At 68.9% G+C, this 22,155-nt stretch carries 17 protein-coding genes; 4 read left to right on the forward strand and 13 right to left on the reverse strand.

The window, feature by feature from the left end:
- Positions 1–129 precede the first annotated feature (129 nt).
- On the forward strand, positions 130–432 hold the full coding sequence (locus RS901_RS24145; RefSeq protein WP_316156677.1) for a transcriptional regulator: 303 nt from the start codon (positions 130–132) through the stop codon (positions 430–432).
- Between the two features lie 101 nt (positions 433–533).
- Here RS901_RS24145 and RS901_RS24150 read toward each other — a convergent pair whose 3' ends face one another.
- The 8 genes from RS901_RS24150 to RS901_RS24185 all read right to left on the reverse strand — a co-directional run bounded on the left by RS901_RS24150 (position 534) and on the right by RS901_RS24185 (position 10,081).
- Positions 534–1,310 (reverse strand): DUF4397 domain-containing protein, encoded by a 777-nt coding sequence (locus RS901_RS24150; protein ID WP_316156678.1) that lies wholly within the window; start codon positions 1,308–1,310, stop codon positions 534–536.
- A gap of 331 nt (positions 1,311–1,641) precedes the next feature.
- Complete coding sequence (locus RS901_RS24155; protein WP_316156679.1) at positions 1,642–2,664, reverse strand: diguanylate cyclase domain-containing protein; 1,023 nt, start codon at positions 2,662–2,664, stop codon at positions 1,642–1,644.
- 54 nt (positions 2,665–2,718) lie between these two features.
- Positions 2,719–3,738, reverse strand: a complete 1,020-nt coding sequence (locus RS901_RS24160; RefSeq protein ID WP_316156680.1) for a chemotaxis response regulator protein-glutamate methylesterase — start codon at positions 3,736–3,738, stop codon at positions 2,719–2,721.
- Positions 3,735–6,026 carry a hybrid sensor histidine kinase/response regulator gene (locus tag RS901_RS24165; protein WP_316156681.1) on the reverse strand — a complete coding sequence of 764 codons (2,292 nt, stop codon included), beginning with the start codon at positions 6,024–6,026 and terminating at the stop codon, positions 3,735–3,737. The genes RS901_RS24160 and RS901_RS24165 overlap by 4 nt, the downstream gene beginning before the upstream one ends.
- The gene (locus tag RS901_RS24170; RefSeq protein ID WP_316156682.1) at positions 6,023–6,709 is read right to left on the reverse strand and encodes a chemotaxis protein CheW; all 687 of its coding nucleotides are present in this window, start codon (positions 6,707–6,709) and stop codon (positions 6,023–6,025) included. The genes RS901_RS24165 and RS901_RS24170 overlap by 4 nt, the downstream gene beginning before the upstream one ends.
- The gene (locus tag RS901_RS24175) at positions 6,702–7,973 is read right to left on the reverse strand and encodes a protein-glutamate O-methyltransferase CheR (protein WP_316156683.1); all 1,272 of its coding nucleotides are present in this window, start codon (positions 7,971–7,973) and stop codon (positions 6,702–6,704) included. The genes RS901_RS24170 and RS901_RS24175 overlap by 8 nt, the downstream gene beginning before the upstream one ends.
- Positions 7,970–8,446 (reverse strand): chemotaxis protein CheW, encoded by a 477-nt coding sequence (locus RS901_RS24180; RefSeq protein ID WP_316156684.1) that lies wholly within the window; start codon positions 8,444–8,446, stop codon positions 7,970–7,972. Before RS901_RS24180 ends, RS901_RS24175 begins: the two co-directional genes overlap by 4 nt.
- An 18-nt stretch (positions 8,447–8,464) precedes the next feature.
- Positions 8,465–10,081 carry a methyl-accepting chemotaxis protein gene (locus RS901_RS24185; RefSeq protein ID WP_316156685.1) on the reverse strand — a complete coding sequence of 539 codons (1,617 nt, stop codon included), beginning with the start codon at positions 10,079–10,081 and terminating at the stop codon, positions 8,465–8,467.
- 296 nt (positions 10,082–10,377) lie between these two features.
- Between RS901_RS24185 and RS901_RS24190 the strand changes: the two genes are divergently transcribed.
- Both RS901_RS24190 and RS901_RS24195 read left to right on the forward strand, forming a co-directional pair.
- Complete coding sequence (locus RS901_RS24190) at positions 10,378–11,706, forward strand: bifunctional diguanylate cyclase/phosphodiesterase (RefSeq protein WP_316157282.1); 1,329 nt, start codon at positions 10,378–10,380, stop codon at positions 11,704–11,706.
- A gap of 297 nt (positions 11,707–12,003) precedes the next feature.
- Positions 12,004–14,859, forward strand: a complete 2,856-nt coding sequence (locus tag RS901_RS24195) for a DUF6600 domain-containing protein (protein ID WP_316156686.1) — start codon at positions 12,004–12,006, stop codon at positions 14,857–14,859.
- Between the two features lie 156 nt (positions 14,860–15,015).
- Here RS901_RS24195 and RS901_RS24200 read toward each other — a convergent pair whose 3' ends face one another.
- The 5 genes from RS901_RS24200 to RS901_RS24220 all read right to left on the reverse strand — a co-directional run bounded on the left by RS901_RS24200 (position 15,016) and on the right by RS901_RS24220 (position 19,775).
- Positions 15,016–16,188, reverse strand: a complete 1,173-nt coding sequence (locus tag RS901_RS24200; RefSeq protein ID WP_316156687.1) for an ABC transporter substrate-binding protein — start codon at positions 16,186–16,188, stop codon at positions 15,016–15,018.
- A gap of 227 nt (positions 16,189–16,415) precedes the next feature.
- Positions 16,416–17,123 (reverse strand): ABC transporter ATP-binding protein, encoded by a 708-nt coding sequence (locus tag RS901_RS24205; protein WP_010812719.1) that lies wholly within the window; start codon positions 17,121–17,123, stop codon positions 16,416–16,418.
- Positions 17,110–17,874, reverse strand: coding sequence for an ABC transporter ATP-binding protein (locus tag RS901_RS24210; protein WP_042879684.1), 765 nt, complete (start codon positions 17,872–17,874; stop codon positions 17,110–17,112). Before RS901_RS24210 ends, RS901_RS24205 begins: the two co-directional genes overlap by 14 nt.
- The gene (locus tag RS901_RS24215) at positions 17,867–18,898 is read right to left on the reverse strand and encodes a branched-chain amino acid ABC transporter permease (protein ID WP_316156689.1); all 1,032 of its coding nucleotides are present in this window, start codon (positions 18,896–18,898) and stop codon (positions 17,867–17,869) included. The genes RS901_RS24210 and RS901_RS24215 overlap by 8 nt, the downstream gene beginning before the upstream one ends.
- 13 nt (positions 18,899–18,911) lie before the next feature.
- A complete protein-coding gene (locus tag RS901_RS24220) occupies positions 18,912–19,775 on the reverse strand; it encodes a branched-chain amino acid ABC transporter permease (RefSeq protein ID WP_114134973.1) in 864 nt (287 codons plus the stop codon).
- Between the two features lie 706 nt (positions 19,776–20,481).
- Between RS901_RS24220 and RS901_RS24225 the strand changes: the two genes are divergently transcribed.
- Positions 20,482–21,771 carry a M20/M25/M40 family metallo-hydrolase gene (locus RS901_RS24225; protein ID WP_316156690.1) on the forward strand — a complete coding sequence of 430 codons (1,290 nt, stop codon included), beginning with the start codon at positions 20,482–20,484 and terminating at the stop codon, positions 21,769–21,771.
- Positions 21,772–22,155 lie beyond the last annotated feature (384 nt).

Consider the following 22,155-nt stretch of genomic DNA (forward strand, 5'->3'; position numbering starts at 1 on the left):
GCTTTCGCGGGCCGATCGCGCAGCGCGTCCGCCCGCCATCCATACCAGAGAGTGCCCGACTGCGGCAGCAGTCATGGGCTGCGCATGATGATCAGGATTCCCGCACCGTCGGGTGCGCCGACAGCGCCCATGAAACCGCCTATCTTTGACCGGTTTTTCTCACGCATCTATGTGCTCAAGCTCGTCCAGTCGAGCCCGTCCACGGTCCTGAGCCTGGTCGACCGGCTGCGCGAGCGCGGCATCGACAAGAATATCCGCTCGTTGCGGCCGATCCTGCGCAGCCTGATGATGGCGCGGGCCATTACTGCCGAGTTGGTCGAAGGTAGTGGCCGCGTCTATTGCATCACCGAGCAGGGGCGGGCGGAGCTGGAGGCCTATATCTCGCACCTGGCGGTGCTGAAGGCGGAGCTGGAGCCGGGGGAGGAAGCGTAGGGGCAGTCAGCCGCCACCCGTCAGGCAAAAAAGGCCGGTCCTTCAGACCGGCCTCCTGCATGCTGCCCGCCTGCCGCAGGCAGCTAGCTGCAAGCACGCTGCTACTGCGTTACGAGCTCAAGACCAGCCTGCGACTCGTCATCGCCACGCGCCACCAGTACCTTGATCTTGTTCGGCGTGAGCCCGCCGATGCCGTCCACCGGGATCGTGGTGATCAGCCAGTCGGCATTGTTCGCCAGCGTCAGCGCGCCGGAGTCAAAGATCACCGTCTTGGTGCCCGCCGTAGTGATACGCAGACGATAGGTGCCGCCGTCCAGGTCAAGCGAGTCCTTGCCAGAAGCCGGCGAAGCCTGCTTGTATCCCACCGCGCCGAAAGTCGGTGCCACCGAATTCAGGTCGATCGCCGGCATGGTGATGTAGACATCGACGTTCTGCGCGTTGAACGAGGCGTTCAGGGAGCGCACGCGGGCCTTGTTGGACAGCAGGCCTTTTTCAAACGGATCGTCGATCGTCAGCGTTTCCGCGGCGCTGGCACCCGGCAGCGCCACCACGGTGTACTTGTGGCCGGTGGCGGCGACCAGCGTGGCGCGGGCCAGTTCGGTCTGCGTGCCGGCGGTGTTGAAGGAGATCAGCTGGTTGCCGGTTTCGACGTTGAAGTAGGTCGAGACGAACTTGTATGGCTTGTTCACGAAGCTGGTCTTCACGCCGTTCTGCAGCACGTCGACGTTCGGGCCACCGGTGATGGCGTGGATCGCGCGGATGGTCGGCTTGCTCAGCCCGATGCGGTCGCCGAGATCGTCGTCACCGCCGCCGCAGGCCGACAGCACCGCCGTGGCGGCCAGCGCCAGGCCTATCAAAAGAGTCTTGGGTCGGAACATGGGTCACCTCTTGCTGTTGGAGTCAGAGACGATCTGGCCCATGCCCGCGCGGGGGCGCGCCGGTCGCGTGGCCAGTTGGCGGTCTGTCGCTGCAGGCGCAGCGATTGCGCCCGCCGTGATCCAACGATAGGTATCAACCCAGGGGCGAGACAGGCGCGGGCTTCCTAATCGCATGTCGGACGATTCCGACATGCGATGACGCGTGCGTGCGCGGCGGGGCGGCCAGGCCCGCAGGCGCGGGGCCCGGCGGAGGTGGGCGTGGCAGGTGGCGCGGTTGGCCGGGTGGCTGCCAGTGTGTAACTGGTTGTTGCAGCTGTGCTACTGCGGTGACTCAGCCTTGCGACATCATCACCACCTGGTTGCGGCCATTGCGCTTGGCCTGGTAGAGGCCGGCATCGGCCGTCTCCACCAGCCGGTTCGACGGATCGCCAGGCTGGGGCACCAGCACCGCGCCGCCGATGCTGACGGTGACACAGTCGCTGGTGGGCGAGCCGCTGTGGGCGATGGCCAGCGCCTGCACCGCGCGCCGCACCTTCTCGGCCAGCAGGCGCACGCCGCCCGGAGAGGTCGCCGGCAGCACCATCGCGAACTCTTCACCGCCGAAGCGCGCGGGCAGGTCGGTGGCACGCGCGCAATTGTCGCGGATCACCGCGGCCACGCGGCGCAGCACCTCGTCGCCGGCCACATGGCCGTAGGTGTCGTTGTAGGCCTTGAACGCATCGACATCGATCATCAGCATTGCCAGCTGGGTCTGCTCACGCTGTGCGCGGCGCCATTCGGCGCCCAGGTACTCATCGAAATAGCGCCGGTTGGACAGGCCGGTCAGGCCGTCTGAATTGGTCAGCCGCTGCAGCTCCAGGTTGGTTTCCAGCAGCTGTTGCTGGCTTTGCCGCAGCGCGCGATAGGCTTCGTCGCGCTGCAGCTGGTTCAGGTACGAGCGCGAGTGGTAGCGGATGCGCGCAATCAGCTCGATGCTGTCGGGCAGCTTGACCAGGTAGTCGTTGGCGCCGGCGGCAAACGCCGCGCCCTTGGTCGCGGCTTCTTCCTTGGTCGACAGCACGATGATGGGGATGTCGCGCGTGGCGGGATTCTCGCGATAGCGCTGCACCAGCGTCAGGCCGTCCACACCCGGCATGACCAGGTCCTGCAGGATCACGGTCGGCTTGGTGCGCTGCGCCACCGCCACGGCCTCGTCGGGCTGGGAGCAGTAGTGGAAGTCGATGTCGGGCTCGGTGGAGAGCGCGCGGCGCACCGCTTCGCCGACCATGGACTGGTCGTCCACCAGCAGCACCATGGCAAGGTAGTCCTTGTCGGCTGCAGGCGCTGCGGGTTGGTTGGGTGATTCGGGTTGCATGTTCAGTTCCTGGGTGTCACGGTCCCGGTGCCGGCCGGGACGTATTGCATTGGGTCAAAGCAGCGCGGCGCCGCCGCATGCCTGCACCAGCCGCGGCGCGATGCGCGGCAGCGGCAGGATCTCCGCGGCCGCGCCCATGGCTGCGGCGGCCTTGGGCATGCCGTACACGGCGCTGGTGGCGCGGTCCTGGGCGATGGTCAGGAAGCCGCGCTCGCGCATCGCCTTCAGCCCCAGCGCGCCGTCGCGGCCCATGCCGGTGAGCAGCACGCCGATCACGTCGCCGCGCCAGTGCTCCACCACGCTTTCGAAGAACACATCGATGGAGGGGCGGTACAGGTAGTCGCAGGGCTGCTCGGTGTAGGCCATGCGCGTGGGGCTGGCCAGGCGCAGGTGGTCGTTGGTGCCGGCCAGCAGCACCGTGCCGGCCTGGGGCGCGTCGCCGGCGCGGGCAATGCGCACCGGCAGCGCGCACTGTCCGTCGAGCCAGTCGGCCATGCCGGCGGCAAAGGCCTCGTCCACATGCTGCACGGTGACCACGGCGGCGCTGAAGTCCGCCGGCAGCGCCCCCAGCAGGGTGGCCAGCGCGGCCGGGCCGCCGGCCGAGGCGCCGATTGCCACCAGCCGTGGCGCAGCCACTGCGCGCGGTGCCGCCTTCAGCGTGTGCTGCGGGGCCACCCGGCCCGCCAGCAGGCGGCCGATATTGCGCAGCTTGCGCAGCAGCGGCCCGGCGGCAAGCTGGGCATCGGGCTCGGCCAGCGTGGGGGTGTCGACCGCGTCGATGGCGCCGTGGCCCATCGCGTCGAACACCTGCGAGGCGTTGCGGCCGAGGTCCATGGTCACCACCACGATCGCGCAGGGGGTGGCGGACATGATGCGCCGGGTCGCCTCGACGCCGTCCATGACCGGCATAAGCAGGTCCATCAGGATCAGGTCCGGGGTCTGGCGCGCGGCCATCTGCACCGCCTGTTCGCCGTCGCCGGCGACCCAGGCGATCTCGAACGACGGATCCAGCGCAAGCGCGCGGCGCAGCGCGGCTACCGCAAGCGCCGAGTCATTGACGATGCCGATTTTCATGGACGTGCCTCGCCGATCAGGTCCTGGACCGCGTCGAGCAACGCGGCGTCGTGGAAACTGCCCTTGGCCAGATAATAGTCCGCGCCGGCCTCCAGGCCGCGCTGGCGGTCCTGTTCGCGGTCCTTGTACGACACCACCATCACCGGCAGCTGCCGCAGCGCGGCGTCCTGCCGGATCCGGCGCACCAGCTCGATGCCGTCCATGCGCGGCATGTCGATATCGGTGATGACCAGGTCGAAGGGCTCGGCGCGCAGCACGTTCCAGCCGTCCATGCCGTCGACCGCCACCGCCACATCATAGCCGCGCCCGGCCAGCAGCTTGCGCTGCAGCTCGCGCACGGTGAGCGAGTCGTCCACCACCAGCACGCGCCGCGCGCGCGCCTGGACGCTGGCCACGGCCGCCTGCCGCACGCCTTCGATGCGGCCCTCGGAGACCAGCTTCTCGACCGAGCGGATCACGTCCTCGACATCGAAGATCAGCACCGGCGTGCCGTCGTCGGTGAGGCTGCCTGCGGCAATGTCGCGGACCTTGCCCAGTGCCGCGGGCAGCGGCTGCACCACCAGCAGGCGCTCGCCCAGCATGCGGTCGACGGCAATGCCATAGATGCGCTCGGCCTCGCCGATGACCACCACCGGCACTTGCTCGCGCACATTGGCAGCGTCGCCCTCGGGGCGTTGCAGCACCTGCGCCGCGCTGACCAGCCCGATGGCGCGGCCTTCGTGGCGGAAATGCTGGTGCCCTTCGGTCTGCTCGATCTCGCTGCGCGCCACCGAGGTCGCGCGCAGCACACGGCCCAGCGGGAAGGCATAGGCTTCGCCCGCGACCTCCACCAGCAGCGTGCGCACCACCGACAGCGTCAGCGGCAGCTCCAGCCGGAAGTGCAGGCCCTGGCCCGGCTGCTGCGTCAGGCGCAGGCTGCCGCGCACGCGGCGCACCATCTCCTGGACGGCATCCAGGCCCACGCCGCGGCCGGAGACCTCGGATACCGTGTCGCGCATGCTGAAGCCCGGCAGCAGCAGGAAGTCGAGCAGCTCTGCCTGCGACAGCCGCGCCGCGGTCTCTTCGGACGCCAGCCGCCGCCGCACGATGGCGCGGCGCAGGGCATCCAGGTCGACGCCGGCGCCGTCGTCGAAGATCTCGATGACCAGGCGGCCCGCGTTGTGGCGCGCCTGCAGCGTGACGCTGCCCTCCGCCGGCTTGCCCTGCGCCGCGCGTACCTCGGGCGCTTCGATGCCGTGGTCGACCGCGTTGCGCAGCAGGTGCGCCAGCGGCGCGTCCAGTGCTTCCAGGATATCGCGGTCCACCTGCGTGCCGGCACCGATCAGTTCCAGGTGCACCGGCTTGCCCAGCGCGCGCCCGAGGTCGCGCACCATGCGCGCGTAGCCGGTCAGCGCGTCCGCCAGTGGGCGCATGCGCGAGGCCAGCGCGCTGTCATAGAGGCGGCGCGCCAGCCGCGTGGCGCGGTGATCGTACTGTTCGAACTCTTCCAGCCGCGCGGCCAGCAGGTCGTGGCCTTCGTCCAGCAGCTGGCGCAGTTCGGCCAGCGCGGTGTGCGCAGGCGCGCCAGGGTTGCCGTCCGGTGCGTCCCGCAAGGCTTCCTGCAGCGCATCGACGGCGCGCAGTGCGCGTGCCTGTTGCCGCCTTGCCTTCTGCAGCGAGGTGCCGAAGGGGCGCAGCCAGTGCGACTCGACCATGGCCTCGCCGGACAGCGCCAGCAGCTGGTCAAGCGCATCGGCATTCACGCGCAGCATGCGCTCCTGGGTGTCGTCTGCCGGTGCGAGTGCAGGGGCTTCTGCAACCGGCAGTGCCGGTATCGCCGGCGCTGGTTCCGGTAACGAGGCCGGGGCCGACGCTGGCGGTGCCGGCACGACCAGCGCCCCGGCGCCGCCATCGACCGTGCCCAGCCGCTGCACCACTGCATCGATCTCGGCGCGGCCGGCGTGCTCGGCCCAGCCCGGATCGCCGCCGGGCGGATGGCCGATGCGCATCAGCAGGTCGGTGCCTTGCAGCAGCGCGTCGATATGCGCGGCGGTCAGCGGCAGGCCGCCCTGTGCGGCGACCAGGCAGTCTTCCATGGCGTGCGCGACCCGCACGCCGCCATCGAGCCCGACGATGCGGGCCGCGCCCTTGAGCGAGTGGGCGGCACGCATGCAGGCTTCGAGCTGCTCGGCGGCCGCCGGGTTGCGCTCCAGCGCCAGCAGGCCGGCATTGAGGACTTCGGCCTGGGCATCGGCCTCGAGCGCGAACAGTTCCAGCAGCGAGGCGTCGCGCAGTTGCTCGGGATTCATGCCAGGCTCCTGGCCAGCGCCTGGCGCACCAGTGCGGCATCGAGCAGCCCGACGCTGCGGCCCTGGTCGAGGAAGAGCGCCTGCGTATAGCGCGCCGACGCCCGCGCCAGGGTGGCGGGCAGCGGCTGCAGCGCGGGCTGCGGCACGCGGGCGATGCCGGACACCTCGGCCACCGGCAGCGCAATCGCGGCGCGGCCCTGGCCGAGGATCAGGAAGCGGCTGCCGCTGGCACTTTCACCCGCGCCCGCGTCGAACAGCCGCGCCAGCGACAGGCAGGCCAGCAGGTTGCCGCGCACCGCGGCCAGCCCCAGCACGGCGGCATCGCGGCGGTGCGGCAGCGAATGGATCGGGCAGGGGGCGGTGACTTCGCCCAGCGCGGCGGTCGGCAGGGCCAGCCATTCATCGCCGATGCGGAACACCAGGCAGGCCAGCGCGGTGCCGCGTTCGGGCGGCAAGGCCCCGTCATCGTCGGTGAGCGTGGCGGCATCGGGCAGTGCGTCCGGCATGACGTCCAGCCGTTGCGCGTCCAGCAGCATGGCCGCGGCCTGGGCGTAGGTCGGGCAGTTGCGGCAGTGCGCGTGCTCGGCCAGCGCGGGGCACGAGCCGTCGCCGCGCACGCCGATGCGCCGCCAGCAGTCGTCGACGTTTTCGGTGCGCAGGGGAATGCCTTGGGGCTCAGCCATGGTGCTTGCGGGTGTGGCGTTGCGCGCGCTGGCGCAGGCGCATGGCGCCATCGTGATCGCCTTCGGTATCGAGCAGCGCGGCCAGGTGATACAGGCTTTCCTGGTGCGCCGGGTCCAGGTACAGCGCCTTGCGGTAGGCGGCATGGGCCTGCGCGGCGCGGCCGGCGGCGTCGTGCAGCACGCCCAGCATGCAATAGGCGTCTGCGTTGGCATCCGGGGTGCGCTCGAGCAGCGCCAGGCAGGCGGCGCCGGCGGCCTCCAGCTCGCCGCGGTCGGCCTGGGCGGCGATGGCAGCCAGCGCGGCGCGCTGATCGTTGCCAGGCTCGGGGGCCGCGGGCCGCAGGGACGCGGGCGTGACCGGGACAGGCCGCAGCGAGGCTGGTGGCCTCGGCAGCCGTGGCGGTGCGGCCATGCGGGGCGGCTGGGCCGCGTGCACGGGCGCACGCGGCGCCGCCCTGGCGGCTGTCACGCCGGACGGCTTGCGGAAGGCAAAGGTCAGCGGCAAGCCGACCGGCTCCAGACCCTGCGCGCTCAGCAGGCTGGCCTCGGCCGGCCCGACAAAGAGCAGGCCGTCGGCAGCGGCCAGCCGCGCCAGCGTCTGCACCGCATGCCGCTGCCCCGGCGCGTCGAAGTAGATCAGCAGGTTGCGGCAGAACACGAAGTCATAGGGCGGCTCGCCGGCCAGCAGGCCGGGATCGACCAGGTTGCCCTGCAGCAGCCGCACCTGCGCACGCACGCGTGCATCCAGCACATAGCCGGTGGGCGTGGCCGTGAAATAACGGTCGCGGAAATCCAGCGGCGCGCTGCGAAAGGCGTTTGCGCCGTATTCGCCCTGGCGTGCGCGGGCCAGCGCGCGGGCGCTGATGTCCATGGCATCGATGGCAAAGCGGCCCGCCGGTACCCCCGCATCGAGCATGGCCATGGCGATCGAGTAGGGCTCTTCGCCGGTGGAGCAGGGCAGGCTCAGCACGCGCAGCGTGCGCCTGCCGTCGGCAAAGGCGCGCTCGGCGGCAAGGCGGCCCAGCGCCAGCAGCGCTTCGCGATGCCGGAAGAACCAGGTCTCGGGCACCACCACGGCCTCGATCAGCGCCTGGAATTCATCGGCGGTGCCGTGCAGCAAGTCCCAGTAGGCCTGGGTGTCCGGCGCCTGCCGTGCCTGCTGGCGCTCGCGCACGGCGCGTGCCACCGCGCCGGTGCCGATGGCGCCGGCGTCCAGGCCGATGCGGGCCTTGAGCAGGGCCTCGATGTGCGTGGCAGTGCTCATGCTGCGCCCTCCCCGGCGGTGTCGGCAAACAGCATGGCATGGACGTCGTCCGGCAGCAGGGCATCGACCCGCACCCACTGCAGCAGGCCGCGCGCGTCGTGCCGTACTGGCCCCAGGTAGCGCGGGCTGGCCCCGGCGATGCCGCCGTCGACAAACGACTCCGCCGGGCAGCGCAGGGTCTGGGTGGCCGATTCCAGGCGCAGGCCCAGCAGCCGGCTGGCCTCGCCTCCATGGCGGCGGTAGTGGACCAGCACCGTGCGCGTGCTGGTGCGCAGCGCCGCCGGCACGCCGGTGGCCAGCGCCGGCAGGTCGATCACCGGCACCGGCTGGCCGCGGCGCTCCATCAGGCCCGCCACCCAGGCCGGCGCGCCGGGGATCTGCTTGAGCCGCGTGAGCGGCAGCACTTCGGCCACCTCGGAGGCATCGAGCGCATAGTGGTCAGCGCCGAGGCGGAACAGCAGGAAGAGTTTCATGGCGGCGGGGCGCAGACCCTAGACCTTGAAGCGCGATACGCCGCTGCGCAGGTCGTTGGCCACCAGCGTCAGTTCGTCGATCGCCTGGCTCGACTGGCGCAGCGACTCCACGGTCTGCTGCGCGGCCTCGGACAGCTGCATCAGCGCCTGGTTGATCTGCTCGGCGCCGCCGGCCTGGGCCTGCATGCCTTCATTGACCATCAGCACGCGCGGCGCCAGCGACTGCACCTGCGCGATGATCTGCGACAGCTGGTCGCCCACCTGCGTGACCTCGGACATGCCGCGGCGCACTTCCTCCGAGAACTTGTCCATGCCCATCACGCCCGCCGACACCGCCGACTGGATCTCGCGCACCATCTGCTCGATATCGTAGGTGGCCACCGCGGTCTGGTCGGCCAGGCGGCGGATCTCGGTCGCCACCACGGCAAAGCCGCGGCCGTACTCGCCGGCCTTCTCGGCCTCGATCGCGGCGTTCAGCGACAGCAGGTTGGTCTGGTCGGCCACCTTGGCGATGGTGGTCACCACCTGGTTGATATTGCCGGCCTTTTCGTTGAGCGTGGCCAGCTTGGCATTGACCGAGCCGGCGGCGTCCATCACATGCTGCATGGTGCCTTCCATGCGCGACAGCCCCACTTGGCCGGTGCCGGCCAGCCCGGCCGCCTGCTCGGCGGCGCTCGAGACTTCATGGATGGTGCGCACCAGGTCGCGCGCGGTGGCCGAGATCTCGCGCGAGGTCGCGCCGATCTGCGTCGTGGTGGCGGCGGTCTCGGTGGCGGTGGCCTGCTGCTGGCGCGCCGTCGCGGCGATCTCGTTGACCGAGGTGGTGACCTGGATCGCGGTACGCTGCGCCTGGCCCACCAGCGAGGTCAGCTCACCGGTCATCTGGTTGAAACCTTCCTCCACTTCATGGAATTCGTCCTTGCGGCGCAGCGCCATGCGCAGGCGCAGGTCGCCGCCGCGGATGCCGGACAGCAGGTTGACGATCGACTGCATCGGCACCGTGATCGCGCGCAGCAGCAGGTAGCCGCAGACCACGGCAACCACCAGGGCCACGATCAGCGCCGCTTCGATGCCGATCTTGGCGGCACCGACGGCATCGTCGATGCCCCGCGCCGCCCGCGAATTGACCGCGCTGTTGTCGTCCACCAGGTGCTGGGCCGCCTTGCGCGCCTCGACCCAGCGGTCATGCGCTTCGCCGCGCAGCGCTGCCGCGGCGGCGGCGCCGTTCCACTCGCCCTGGCGGGACAGGATCTGGGAGGCCTGTTCGTAGTGCGCGCGCACGTCCCGATAGGCCTTGAAGGCGACGCGGTCTTCGTCGCGCGTGATCGAGGACTCGTACTGCTGTTCGAGCTTGTCGAGGCGGCCGGCGGCGTCCTGGCTTTGCTGCTGGAAACCGCTGCGCTCAGCCGGGTCGGTGGCATTGATGGTCTGCCACGCCAGCACATAGCGCTCGCCCCAGACGCCGCGGATGCCGGTGCTGTAGTTCAGCCCGGGCAGCGCGTCCTGCAGCATCAGCGTGGTTTCGCGTTCAATGGCGCTCAGGCGGGTATAGGCGACAACGCCCATCAGTGCCATGACAAGCAGGATCAGCGAGAAGCTTGCCAGGATGCGCGTGCGGATGGTCCATTCATTCACGGTGAGGTCCCGGTGATGTTCTTGTTCAGGAGCGGCCGTTCCCCGCAAAGCCGCCTCAGGGGCGCCGCTCCGGGGCAAGCAGGAGGTCGCGGGGCGGCGGGGGCGGCCTGATGCGCGGTAGGGTACTGTAAGCCGGGAACCGATTCAACGCGCAATGCGGCGCCAGGTTCCCCGCCGTTGCGCGGCCGCATAGCCGTTCCCGCCGCAATCGGAACTGCTTGATTTTTTCCAAGTTTTCGTCACACTTGCTAAATTGCTAGCAGGTAACAATGTCGACAATTACAGATGGGGCAGGGATGGTGGCCAAGTCGGGGGCGAAGGCGGCTGGCGCCTCGCCAGGCTCGGATCTCGATCCGCTGACCGGCGTTGACAATCGCCAGGGATTTCTGAAGCGGCTGGAGGCACGCCTGCAGAGCGAGGCGGTGCCCCGCTGTGCATTGCTGCTGATCGGCATTGACGATTTCCGCGCCTTCAACGACATGCACGGGCATGCCGAAGGCGACCTGATCCTGCAGCGCGTGGCCCGCCGCCTGCGCGACGCCTCGCCACGCGACGCCGCCATCGGCCGCATTGGCAGCGACGAGTTCGGTGTGCTGCTCCCCTCCATTGCCGATCCCACGCTGGTGCGCCATGTTGGTGCGGCGATCCTCTCGATGCTGTCCTCCCCGCATGAGAACGCCGGTCGCCGCCACCATGTGCTGGCCAGCATCGGCGCCTGCGTGATCCCCGCCGCCGGCGAACAGGGTTCAGACGTACTGGCCGCGGCCAGCCTGGCGCTGGCCCGCGCCAAGCACGACGGCGGCCGTACCATCCGATTCTTCAAGCCGCAGATGCGCTCGGACGTGACCACGCGGCTGTCGCTGGTGCAGGCGCTGCACGAAGCCTATGCCCAGCGCCAGTTCGAGCTGCTGTACCAGCCACAGGTCGACCTGCGCGACGGCCGCGTGCACGGCGCCGAGGCGCTGATGCGCTGGCGCCATCCGACCCGCGGGCTGCTGCCGCCCGCCGCCTTCATCGACGCGCTGGCCGGCAGCAGCATCGCCAGCGATGTCGGCATGTGGCTGCTGCAGACCGCCTGCGCCCAGGCGCGCGCGTGGTCGCTGGCCTTTCCGCAGCCGCCGCGGGTGGCCATCAACCTGTTCGCGGCCCAGCTGTCCGAAAGCCGGCTGCTGACCGAGGTGCGCCACGTGCTGCGCGCGCTGGAGCTGGCGCCGGACTGCCTGGAGATCGAGATCACCGAAACCATCGCGCTGCAGCAGGGCGACGAGGTCGCGGACCAGCTGCAGGCGCTGCGCCGCGACGGCGTGACGCTGACCTGCGATGACTTCGGCACCGGCTATGCCTCGCTCAGCTTCCTGAAGTCGTTCCCGGTGGACCGGCTCAAGATCGACCAGTCCTTTATCCGCAATGTGACCGAAGACCCGGTCGATGCCGCAATCGTGCGCTCGGTGATCAGCGTGGGCGCAAGCCTGCACATTGGCGTGGTCGCCGAAGGCGTGGAAACGACCGAGCAGCGCGACTTCCTGCTGGCCAACGGCTGCCATGAGGCGCAGGGCTACCTGTACGGCCGCCCGATGCCGGCCGAGCGCCTGACCGAAATGCTGCGGCAGCAGTCCGGCTGCTGAGCCGCCTCTGCCCCCGTTCCGCTCCCGCCCGCCCCCGCGCTGTCAGGGAAGTTGTTTCTACCTTTGACGGCGAGCCTGCCCGTTCCGGGCACCTGCTGACCCCCCGCCCGCCCGCAGCCTGCCTGGGATAGCGCTCAGGCTTACGCTGCATTGCCGCATGGCGAAATACGAACTTACAAAGTCTGCCGCGCCGGGCGTGCCGCGGCATCCGGGGCAATGTATGGTGACATTAGGGTTGCCGCTGACATCGGCCGGCCGCCCCGGTGCGTTATGCCTTTTGTCCCGGTCCTGACTTCCATGTTCGATCCTTCCCAATCTTCCCGCCCTGCTCGTGGCCAACTCCGTGGCAGGCTGGCGCTGACGGCCCTGGCCGCCGCCGCCGGCCTGGCGGTGGCGGCTGCTGCACAGGCCCAGGTGCCCGCCGGCCCCCCCGGCCAGGCTTATCTTGATGCGCCGGCGACTGACGGCCAGTACCAGCAAGCCGATCCTTCCTCGCGCATTGCCACGCTGACCGCCGTCGACGGCAACCTCAGCTTTGCGCCGGCAGGCTCGGACGACTGGGCTGCCGCCGGCCTGAACCGGCCCATCACCACCGGCGACCGGCTCTGGCTGGACCACGGCGGCCGTGCCGAGCTGCATGCCGGCACGGTGGCGGTCCGGCTGGGCGGTGCCACCGCGGCCAGCATCCTGAACCTGGACGACAGCGCCACGCAGGTTAAATTGACCCAGGGCACGTTGCAGCTGCGCGTGCGCGCGCTGCCGCCGGGCCAGACAGTCGAGGTCGACACCCCCAACCTGGCCTTCGTGCCGCGCGAGCCGGGCGACTACCGGCTGGACGTGGCGCCGGACGGCAGCACCACCACCGTGACCATGCGCCACGGCAGCGCCGTGGTCTATGGCGACAACCACTCGATCGAGCTGCAGCGCGGCGACCGCATGCGCTTTGCCGGCACCGACCTGGCCGACGCCGGTGGCGGCGGCGCGCCGGAAGACGCCTTCGACCGCTGGACCGCGGCACGCGATGCGCGCGAAGACGCCTCGCCGTCCGCCCGCTACGTGCCGCGCGAGATGCCGGGCTACGCCGCGCTGGACGGCTACGGCGACTGGCAGGAAGACCCCGGTTACGGCGCGGTCTGGTTCCCGCGCGTAGTCAGCGCCGGCTGGGCACCGTACAGCGCCGGGCACTGGGCCTGGATCGCCCCGTGGGGCTGGACCTGGATCGATGACGCGCCCTGGGGCTTCGCGCCATCGCACTACGGCCGCTGGGCCTATGTGGGCTCGCGCTGGGGCTGGGTGCCGGGCCCGCGCGTGCGCCCGTGCTACGCCCCCGCGGTGGTGGCCTTTGTCGGCGCCAGCGGGCCGAACTGGAGTGTGCGTGTTGGCAGCGGGCCGGGCGTGGCCTGGTATCCGCTGGGGCCGCGCGATGCGTACCGGCCGGTCTATCGCGCCAGCCCGACCTATGTCGCCCGCATCAACCGGGTCACCGTCAATAACATCGTGATGGGCGACCGCCGCCCTCCGCCTTACGCCAACCGCAACGTGCCCGGCGCCATCACCGGCATGCCGGCACGCAATTTCGTCGAAGGCCGCCCGGCGCGCGGCATGCATCGCGACGAATGGCGCAACCTGCCGGCAGGCGAGGCCAGGGGGGCGCCGCCGGTGGCGCCGGTCAAGAGCAGTCTGGTGGGGTCGGCCCCGATGCGGCCGCTGCCGCCGCAGGCCCGCCCTGGCTTCGAGCGCCAGGCCATCGCCGCCCGTCCGCCGGGCCGGCCCGCCACGGACGACCTGGCGCGCCGCTTCGCGCGTGAGGGCGGGGTTGTGCCCGGCGCCGGCCCAGCCTGGCGCGGTGGCAATGAACGGCGGCCCGGGCGCGATGTGCAGCGGGCACCCGATGTGCGCATGAGCCAGGCAGCCATCGCCGCGCGCGACCAGGCGCCGCCGCAGCCGCGCGCCGGCCGCGGCGATGCCGATGGCCCCGCACGTGGCGATCGCGGCGATCGCAACTATTCGAACGCCCCGGGCGAACCCTGGCGCGGCAACGGCCGCGGCCAGAGCAGCCGGCCTGACGAAGCCCGCGGCTTTGTTGGCCAGCCGGGCCAGCCGGGCGGACCGGCCGACGCGCAACGGCAGGCGCAGGGCATGCAGCGCGAACAGCAGCAGGCTTTGCAGCGCCAGCAGATGGAACAGCAGCGCGCGCTGCGCGAGCAGCAGCGGCAGGGGCCTGATCTGCAGCGGCAACAGCACGAGGCCCAGCAACGGGACGCCCAGCAACGCGACGCTCAGCAACGCCAGTGGCAGGACCAGGCCCGCGACCAGCAACGCCAGCAGGACCAGCAGCGCATGCAACAGCGCCAGTGGGCGGATGGGCAGGACCGTCCCGATCCGGCGCGGCAATCGCTGGAAATGCAGCGGCAGCGCTTTGAGCAGCAACGGCAGATGCAGGATGCCCAACAGCGCCAGATGCAGGAGGCCCAGCAGCAACGGCAGATGCAGGAGGCCCAGCAGCAACGGCAGATGCAGGAGGCCCAGCAGCAACGGCAGATGCAGGAGGCCCAGCAGCAACGGCAGATGCAGGAATCGCGGCAGCGCCAGGCGCAAGACGTCCAGCGCCAGCAGATGGAGCAGCAGCGCCAGTCCGAAGCTCAGCAGCAACGGCAGATGCAGGAGTCGCGGCAACGCCAGGCGCAGGACATCCAGCGCCAGCAGATGGAGCAACAGCGCCAGTCCGAAGCCCAGCAACGCCAGGCCGCCGACCAGCAGCGCCAGCAGGTGGAGCGCCAGCGCCAGATGGCCGAGCAGCAGCGGCAGGGCCAGGAGATGCAGCGCCAGCGTTTCGAGCAGCAGCGGCAAATGCAGGAAGCCCAGCAGCGGCAGGCCGAGGCGGCCCAGCGCCAGCAGATGGCACAGCAGCGGCAGATGCAGGAGCAGCAACGCCAGGCGCAGGAACAGCAACGGCAGCAGGCCATGCAGCGCCAGCAGGCGGAACAGCAGCAACGCCACATGCAGGAGCAGCAGCGTGCCGCGCAGGAGCAGCAGCGTGCGACGCAGGATCAGCAGCGGCACCAGCAGGACCAGCAACGGCAGATGCAGGAGCGCCAGCGGCAGCAGATGGAGCAGCAGCGCCAGCAGCAGCAACAGCGCGCCCAGAACTAACGCGGCCAGACGGAGGCGCGCAACGGGCGCGACAGCGATCGCCGGCAGTAGAACGGCCCGCTTGACGGAGCCCGGAAGGCAGAAACCCCGGCAGGCCTCGCGGCCTGCCGAGGTTTGTTCTTGCGCGGTGCCGCGCGGGCGCCGCCGCGGCCTGGCTTACTTCGCCAGCTCCGACAACCGGACCTGCGAAATCTTGCCGTTCTGCACCCAGCCGACGATGGTGTCGGCCATCGACCCGCCCTTGGCGTCGATGCCGTCGACTTCGTTGGGGTTGACCTCCTTGGCCAGGCCCTTGACCGCGTCGGGCATCTTCGCCCGGATCGCTGCCGCGTCGCTGGTGGTGCCGGCCAGCTTCATCGCGCCGGCCAGCGCATACACCATGGTGTAGTTCAGCGACATCTCGGTGGTGGCATCGCGCCCGTCATGCAGCTTCTTGTATTTGGCGTTGAAGTTCTGCGCGGCGGGGCGGCTGTCGTTGACCAGCGGCAGCACGCCGATGGAACCTTCCAGCATGCCCAGGCCGTTGGTGACCTTGGCCATTTCGTCCATCTTGGCCTGGTCCATCACGATAAAGCCGCCCTTGAAGCCCAGCTCGCGCGCCTGCTTGACCACCAGTGCGGTCGGCTCCGACGGTCCGCCTACGAACATCACGTCCGGCTTCTCGCTCATCGCGCGCGACACGCCGCTGTAGAAGTCCGTGGCCTTGGTGTACGACATCGGGTTGTTGGCCACCACCTTGCCGCCGGCCGATTCCCACGCCGGCACAAAGGCCTGCACCCAGGCCTTGGCGTAGTCGTGGTCGGCCGGGGCCAGCGCCACGTTCTTGCCGTAGCGCTTCATCTGCGCCTTGACGAAGGGCTCGATATAGCCGGTGTACGCGGGCGGGATGCGGATGGTCAGCTTGTTGCCGGCGTCAGTGATGCGCGGCACGCTGGAGTAGGCCATCACCAGGAACTTCTCCTGCTCATTGAAGGCCTGCAGCGCGAAGATGCCGCCCGAATGGGGCACGAACACCGCCGGGGTCTTGTGCTGCTGCACCAGGCGGCGCCCGTTGATGGCGGCCTCGGCGGGCGAGTACTTGTCGTCCAGCGCCACCACCTCCAGCTTGACCTTCTTGCCCTTGACTTCCAGGCCGGATGCATTGATCTCGTCCACCGCCATCTGCAAGCCCGACAGCACGTTCTTGCCATACAGCGCGGCGCCGCCGGACAGCGGTCCGGTATAGCCGATCTTGACCACTTCCTGCGCCAGTGCGGTGCCAGAGGCCAGCATGGCGGCCACGGCGGTGGCGGCCAGTGGGAAGATACGGCGCATGATGTTGTGTTGCATTGCTATGTCTCCTGAAAGTACTGCTTGTCAGTTCCGGTTGTCTTCAATGACCCCTCGGTTTTCTCCCCTCTCCCGCTTGCGGGAGAGGGGCCGGGGGAGAGGGCAGGCACAGGCAGACCGACACGCTTCACTTCGTCGATACTCCGGCCCTCTCCCCAACCCTCTCCCGCAAGCGGGAGAGGGAGCATACTTGCGGTACAGCAAGCTCATCGCGTCGAGCCTGCCGGCTACCCCCCGATGTACGCCTTCCGAATCCCCTCATCCTTCAGCAACGTATCCCGATCCCCCTCCATCACAATCCGCCCGCTCTCGATCACATAAGCCCGATGCGCAATCCCCAGCGCCGCGTAGGCGTTCTGCTCGGCCAGCAGCACGGTGGTGCCGGCGCGGTTGATGCGCTGGATGATCTCGAACATCTGCTTGACCACCAGCGGCGCCAGCCCCAGCGACGGCTCGTCCAGCAACAGCGCGCGCGGGCGGCTCATCAGGGCGCGGCCCAGCGCCACCATCTGCTGCTGCCCGCCGGACAGCGAGCCGGCCGGGTCGTCCTTCTTCTGCCGCAGGATCGGGAACAGTTCATAGACCTCTTCCAGCGTCTTGCGGATGCCTGCGCCATCGCGCCGGTGCACGTAGGCGCCCAGCACCAGGTTCTTCTCCACGCTCATCGCCGGAAACAGCTTGCGGCCCTCCGGGCAGTGCACCAGCCCGGCCTGCACGATCTGCGACGGCTTCATGCCGGACAGCTCGCGCCCGTCAAAGCGCATGCTGCCGCCGCTGATGCGGTGGATCGCGCTCATCGCCAGGAAGATCGAGCTCTTGCCGGCGCCGTTGGCGCCCAGCAGCACCACCAGCTCGCCGGCGCCGGCGTGCAGGGTGATGTTGTCCAGGGCGCGGAAGCTGCCGTACGACAGCGAGACGCGTTCAAGCTGCAACATGGTCTGCTCCCAGGTAGGCCTCGATGACATGCGGATCCTGTTGGATCTGCGCGGGCGTGCCTTCGGCAATCTTCTCGCCGTAGTTCAGCACCATGATCTTGTCGGCGAGGCGCATGATCATGTCCATCTTGTGTTCGATCAGGCAGACGGTCTTGCCATGGCGCACCATCTTGCGGATCAGCTCGGCCAGGCCCACGGTCTCTTCCGGGTTCACGCCGCCGGCGGGTTCGTCGAGCAGCAGCAGTTCCGGGTCGGTCGCCAGCGCCAGCGCAAAGGCCACGCGCTTGCGCGCCTCTTGGGTGATATCGGCGGCGACCTCGTGCGCCAGGTGCGACAGGCCAACGAAGTCCAGCGCGGCCTCGGCCTTGTCGCGGCACAAGCGCTCTTCTTCACGCAGGCGGCGCGTGTTGAACAGCACGTCACGCAGGCCCGAGTGGGTGCGCAGGCGGTGGCCGACGATCAGGTTGTCGAGCACCGTGGCGCGATCGAACAGCGCCGTGGCCTGGAAGGTGCGGGCCACGCCCAGGCGCGCGATCTGGTCCGCGCGCAGGCCTGCCACGTCCTGGCCCTTGAACAGGATCTGGCCGGAGCTGGGCGCATGCGTGCCTGCCACCAGGTTGAAGAAGGTGGTCTTGCCGGCGCCGTTGGGGCCGATGATGGCGTTGATATGGCCTTGCTCGAAGGTCACCGAGACATCGTGCACCGCGGTCAGGCCGCCGAATTTCTTGGTCAGGTTGCGGATCTCAAGCATGGTCGGCTCCGGCGCGGGTGGTCGGGACAGCGGTGGCGGCTTGTGCAGGGGACTGCGTCGCCAGCTTGCCGCGCCGTTCGGCCGCGGCCTTGCGTGCCTGCTTCTTCAGCCAGGAACCCACGATCCCGTCCGGCACGAAGATGATCAGCAGGATCAGCACCGGGCCGAACACCAGCATGCGGTAGTCCTGCATGAACTGCAGCGACTGCGTGATCCATGGCACCAGCACCGCGCCCAGCAGCGGCCCGAAGATGGTGCCGATGCCGCCCACCAGCATCGACATCACCATGTCGAAGGTCAGGTCGGTGCGTGCAATGTCCGGCCCCAGGAAGCGCACCTGCCCGGCGTACAGCGCACCGGCAAAGCCGGCGTAGCCCACCGACAGCACGAACGACAGCACCTTGGTGCGCATCAGGTTGATGCCCAGCGCCTCGGCCAGGGCGTCGCTGTTGCGCACTGCCATGAAACTGCGGCCCAGCAGCGAGGTGACGATGCGGTGCATCAGGAAGGTGCCGACCGCCAGGAAGAACAGCACCAGGTAGTACTGCGCCTGCACGCTGTCAAAGCTGAGCGGCCCGATCGCGGCCGGCACCGGGATGCCGATCAGGCCCACCGTGCCATGCGTCAGGCTTTCCCACTTCTCGATCAGCAGGTAGATGATGTAGCCCACGCACATGGTGAAGATCGAGAAGTAATGGCCCTTCAGGCGCAGCGACACCACGCCGATCACATAGCCGAGCACCATGCAGACCACGCCGGCCAGCACGAAGGCCAGCCAGAACGGCACCTGGTGGTCCACCGTCAGGATGCCCAGCGTATAGGCGCCGATGGCCATGAAGCCGCCATGGGCCAGGTTCAGCTGGCCGGTGTAGCCGGTGATCAGGTTCAGCCCGAGCGTGGCGATGGCGTAGATGAAGGCCAGCGTCATCACGGTCAGGTAGTAGCTGTTGGGCGTGACCAGCGGGAAGGCGATGGCCAGCGCCAGCAGCAGCGTCCAGCCGGTTTTTCCTTGCAGTGCTTTCATGTCTGAAGTCTCCTCAGGCTGCCTTGCCGGCAAACAGGCCCTGCGGCCGGATCGACAGGATCACCACGAGCAGCACGAAGGCGATGATGTCCTTGTAGTCGGTGGAAACGTAGAAGCCGCCGAAGCTCTCGGCCATGCCGATGATCAGCCCGCCGACGATGGCGCCGGGGATGCTGCCCATGCCGCCCAGGATGATGATGACGAAGGCCTTGGTGATCACCAGGTTGCCCATGCTGGGGTAGACCAGGTTGATCGGGGCGTAGAGCGTGGCGGCGATCGCGGCCAGCGCGCCGGAGATGGCGAAGACCAGCAGTGTCACGCGCGTGGCATCGATGCCGACCAGCGCGGCGCCTTCGCGGTTCTGCGCCATGGCCATGATGGTGGCGCCGGTCATGGTGCGCGTCAGGAACAGGTGCAGCAGCACCATCAGCGCAAAGGCGGCGCCGATGATGAGCAGGCGCTGCAGCGGCGCGGTCAGCCCGAACACGTCGACGATCTGGCCATAGGGCGTGGGCATGCGGTGGAAGTCCGCGCCCCACAGCGCCTGCGCGCCGGCTTCCAGGAACAGCAGGATGCCGATCGCGGCGATCATGTCGTGCAGCTCGGGCGAGTTGCGCAGCGGGTGGAACACCAGCCGGTCGGCAGCCATCGACAATACGGCCACCGCCAGCGCCGCGCCCAGCATCGCCAGCCAGTAGTTCACGCCCAGCGATGTCATCAGGAAATACGACACATAGGCGCCAGCCATGTAGAAGGCGCCGTGCGCGAAGTTGGGCACGTGCAGGATGCCGTAGACCAGCGTCAGGCCAAGCGCCACCAGGCTGTAGACGCCTCCCAGCGTCAGGCCGTTCAGGAACTGTTGAAGGAACAATGCCACAGGGGTACCTCGTGCGGTTCGGGAAACCAGGCACGCAGCGGCAAGGGCCGTGCGTGTGCCGTCGCGGCGGCGCCAGGCGCGGCCACGGTCAGGAAGTCGGGGGCGGAACTCAGGCGGGCGGCAGCGTCGGCTCGCGCGCGGCGATGCGCGGGCGGGATGGCCTGGCCCAGGGCGCGCCGTGGCGGTCACGGTGCGGGTGTGCAGATGCGTGTTGCAGGTGCTGCATGGTTGTCTCCTGTGCGATGCGGCGCGCTGGCCGCCCGGCAAGCCGGGGCAATGGCCGCGTCGGCGTGGACGGCGGCGTGCGACCCGGTGACGAGGTATCGGGAGTATTCCCGCACGATCGTTCGTTTTCACCGACTGTTGCATAGGCTTCGAGCCATCGTCAAGGAAAGTGGCGGAGTATTCTGCACAGCGAAATAGCAAGACGCTGGCCTCCGGGTATGTCCGGAGAGGGTCTGCCCGCCGCCATCGACGGGGCATATGACCCCTATGTTTCCCCTGCATGGACTGCCCGCCTGCGGCGCTTTCGGCGAGCTACCTGGCGCTGAGCGAGGCTTGCGCGAATCCTTCCATGGCTGCGTACCCGCCGTTGTGCGCCATACGGCGACGCGCTATGCTCGTGCGCGCTGTATCCCGGCCGTTGGGACATTGTCTGTTTTCCCGCCTTTTCGCTCCGTAACCTGCAACCCAGGAGACCCTACCCATGCCTTGCCGCATTTTTTCTCTGCGCGCTGCCGCCCTGTTCATCGCCGGTGCCACGCTTGCCGGCACCGCCGCAGCCGCCGCGGTCGAGCCGGTTCATCAGCTCGCACAACAGGAGAAGCCCGCACTCATCGCGACCTTGAAAGACCTTGTGTCGATCGAGTCCGGCAGCAAGGACATCGAAGGGCTGGACCGCATCGCCACGCTGATCCGGGATCGGCTGGCGGCGCTGGGAGCCACCGAAGCCAAGCTGGTCGAGCCAGCCGAAATCTACCGGATGGAAGACACGCCCAAGCAAGTGGGCAAGATGGTGATGGCGCAGTTCAAGGGCAGCGGCAAGCGGAACATCATGCTGATCGCCCATATGGACACCGTGTACCTGCGCGGCATGCTGGCCCAGCAGCCCTTCCGCATCGAGGGTGACCGTGCCTACGGGCTGGGCATCGCCGACGACAAGAACGGCGTGGCCGTGATCCTGCACACCATCGCCATCCTGCAGAAGATGAAGTTCAAGGACTACGGCACGCTGACGGTACTGATCAACGGCGACGAGGAAATCAGCTCGCCCGGTGCGCGGGCCGTGTTGACCCGGCTGGGCGCGCAGCAGGATGCCGTGTTCTCATGCGAGGCCAGCCGCGTCACCGGCGACCGCCTGTCGCTGGCGACCAGTGGCATCGGTTCGATCTATCTCACGGTGCAGGGCAAGGCGTCGCACGCGGGCAGTGCGCCCGAGCAGGGCCGCAATGCGCTCTATGAACTGTCGCACCAGGTCCTGCAGATGCGCGACCTCTCCAATCCCGCCACCGGCCTCAAGGTCAACTGGACAGTCTCCTCGGCTGGTACCAATCGCAACGTGATTCCCGCCAGCGCGACCGCGCAGGCAGACGTGCGCGTGCTGCGTACGGCGGATTACGATAGCCTCGAGAAAACGCTGCAGGAACGGATCCGGCAAAAGCTCATTCCCGACACCAAGGTTGACGTGAAATTCGAGCGCCGCCGTCCACCGCTGGAGGTAAGCGACGCAGCACGCAAGCTCGCCGCGCATGCGCAAGGCATCTATGCGGAGATCGGTGAAACGCTCCAGGTCCACGACACCGCGGAAGGCGGAGGCACCGATGCCGCCTTCGCGGCTGCGGGCACCAAGGCGCCGGTGATCGAGCGCTTCGGGCTGCGAGGCTTCGGTGCTCACTCCAATGATGCCGAGTATGTCGATCTGAACTCAGTCACGCCGCGGTTGTACCTGCTGACGCGGATGATCATGGACGTCTCGCAGGACAAGGCTGGGCGTTAAGGGAGCGATAGCCCTCAAGGTCATTGAGGGCGATTCGCCGCAGGCGTCCCTTCTACAGGGCCATCGGCAGAAGGGCAGGCCGCCGCAGCACAGCCGTGTCCCGCGTGGACTTCTTGATAATCCTCCTCGCGCTGTCGCGTTATGAGCATCCTGCCGGATATGCTCCATCGGCCCGAGGATGGCTTTTTCAGCATTTTGAGGCGCCCTTTTTCCGGGGCGCTTGTCTCATATTGAGACACCCTCTGCATCGCTCTGAGACAACATCGGCGCCCATTCGCGGCGCAATGCGCAAATCGTCGCCGCGCCCGCCGCACGGCGCTTGATATCGCCCCGGCGCTCTCTTAAAGTACCTCTCCAGCTTGCGTCCCGCACGGCTCGAACACT

The sequence above is a fragment of the Cupriavidus sp. BIC8F genome (assembly GCF_032465815.1).
GTDB classification, from domain to species: Bacteria; Pseudomonadota; Gammaproteobacteria; order Burkholderiales; family Burkholderiaceae; genus Cupriavidus; species Cupriavidus necator.

Bases quoted from the DNA above. Each gene is read 5' to 3' on its own strand.
- RS901_RS24145 (WP_316156677.1), top strand. From the start codon at position 130: ATGAAACCGCCTATCTTTGACCGGTTTTTCTCACGCATCTATGTGCTC.
- RS901_RS24150 (WP_316156678.1), bottom strand. From the start codon at position 1,310: ATGTTCCGACCCAAGACTCTTTTGATAGGCCTGGCGCTGGCCGCCACG.
- RS901_RS24155 (WP_316156679.1), bottom strand. From the start codon at position 2,664: ATGCAACCCGAATCACCCAACCAACCCGCAGCGCCTGCAGCCGACAAG.
- RS901_RS24160 (WP_316156680.1), bottom strand. From the start codon at position 3,738: ATGAAAATCGGCATCGTCAATGACTCGGCGCTTGCGGTAGCCGCGCTG.
- RS901_RS24165 (WP_316156681.1), bottom strand. From the start codon at position 6,026: ATGAATCCCGAGCAACTGCGCGACGCCTCGCTGCTGGAACTGTTCGCG.
- RS901_RS24170 (WP_316156682.1), bottom strand. From the start codon at position 6,709: ATGGCTGAGCCCCAAGGCATTCCCCTGCGCACCGAAAACGTCGACGAC.
- RS901_RS24175 (WP_316156683.1), bottom strand. From the start codon at position 7,973: ATGAGCACTGCCACGCACATCGAGGCCCTGCTCAAGGCCCGCATCGGC.
- RS901_RS24180 (WP_316156684.1), bottom strand. From the start codon at position 8,446: ATGAAACTCTTCCTGCTGTTCCGCCTCGGCGCTGACCACTATGCGCTC.
- RS901_RS24190 (WP_316157282.1), top strand. From the start codon at position 10,378: ATGGTGGCCAAGTCGGGGGCGAAGGCGGCTGGCGCCTCGCCAGGCTCG.
- RS901_RS24195 (WP_316156686.1), top strand. From the start codon at position 12,004: ATGTTCGATCCTTCCCAATCTTCCCGCCCTGCTCGTGGCCAACTCCGT.
- RS901_RS24200 (WP_316156687.1), bottom strand. From the start codon at position 16,188: ATGCAACACAACATCATGCGCCGTATCTTCCCACTGGCCGCCACCGCC.
- RS901_RS24205 (WP_010812719.1), bottom strand. From the start codon at position 17,123: ATGTTGCAGCTTGAACGCGTCTCGCTGTCGTACGGCAGCTTCCGCGCC.
- RS901_RS24210 (WP_042879684.1), bottom strand. From the start codon at position 17,874: ATGCTTGAGATCCGCAACCTGACCAAGAAATTCGGCGGCCTGACCGCG.
- RS901_RS24215 (WP_316156689.1), bottom strand. From the start codon at position 18,898: ATGAAAGCACTGCAAGGAAAAACCGGCTGGACGCTGCTGCTGGCGCTG.
- RS901_RS24225 (WP_316156690.1), top strand. From the start codon at position 20,482: ATGCCTTGCCGCATTTTTTCTCTGCGCGCTGCCGCCCTGTTCATCGCC.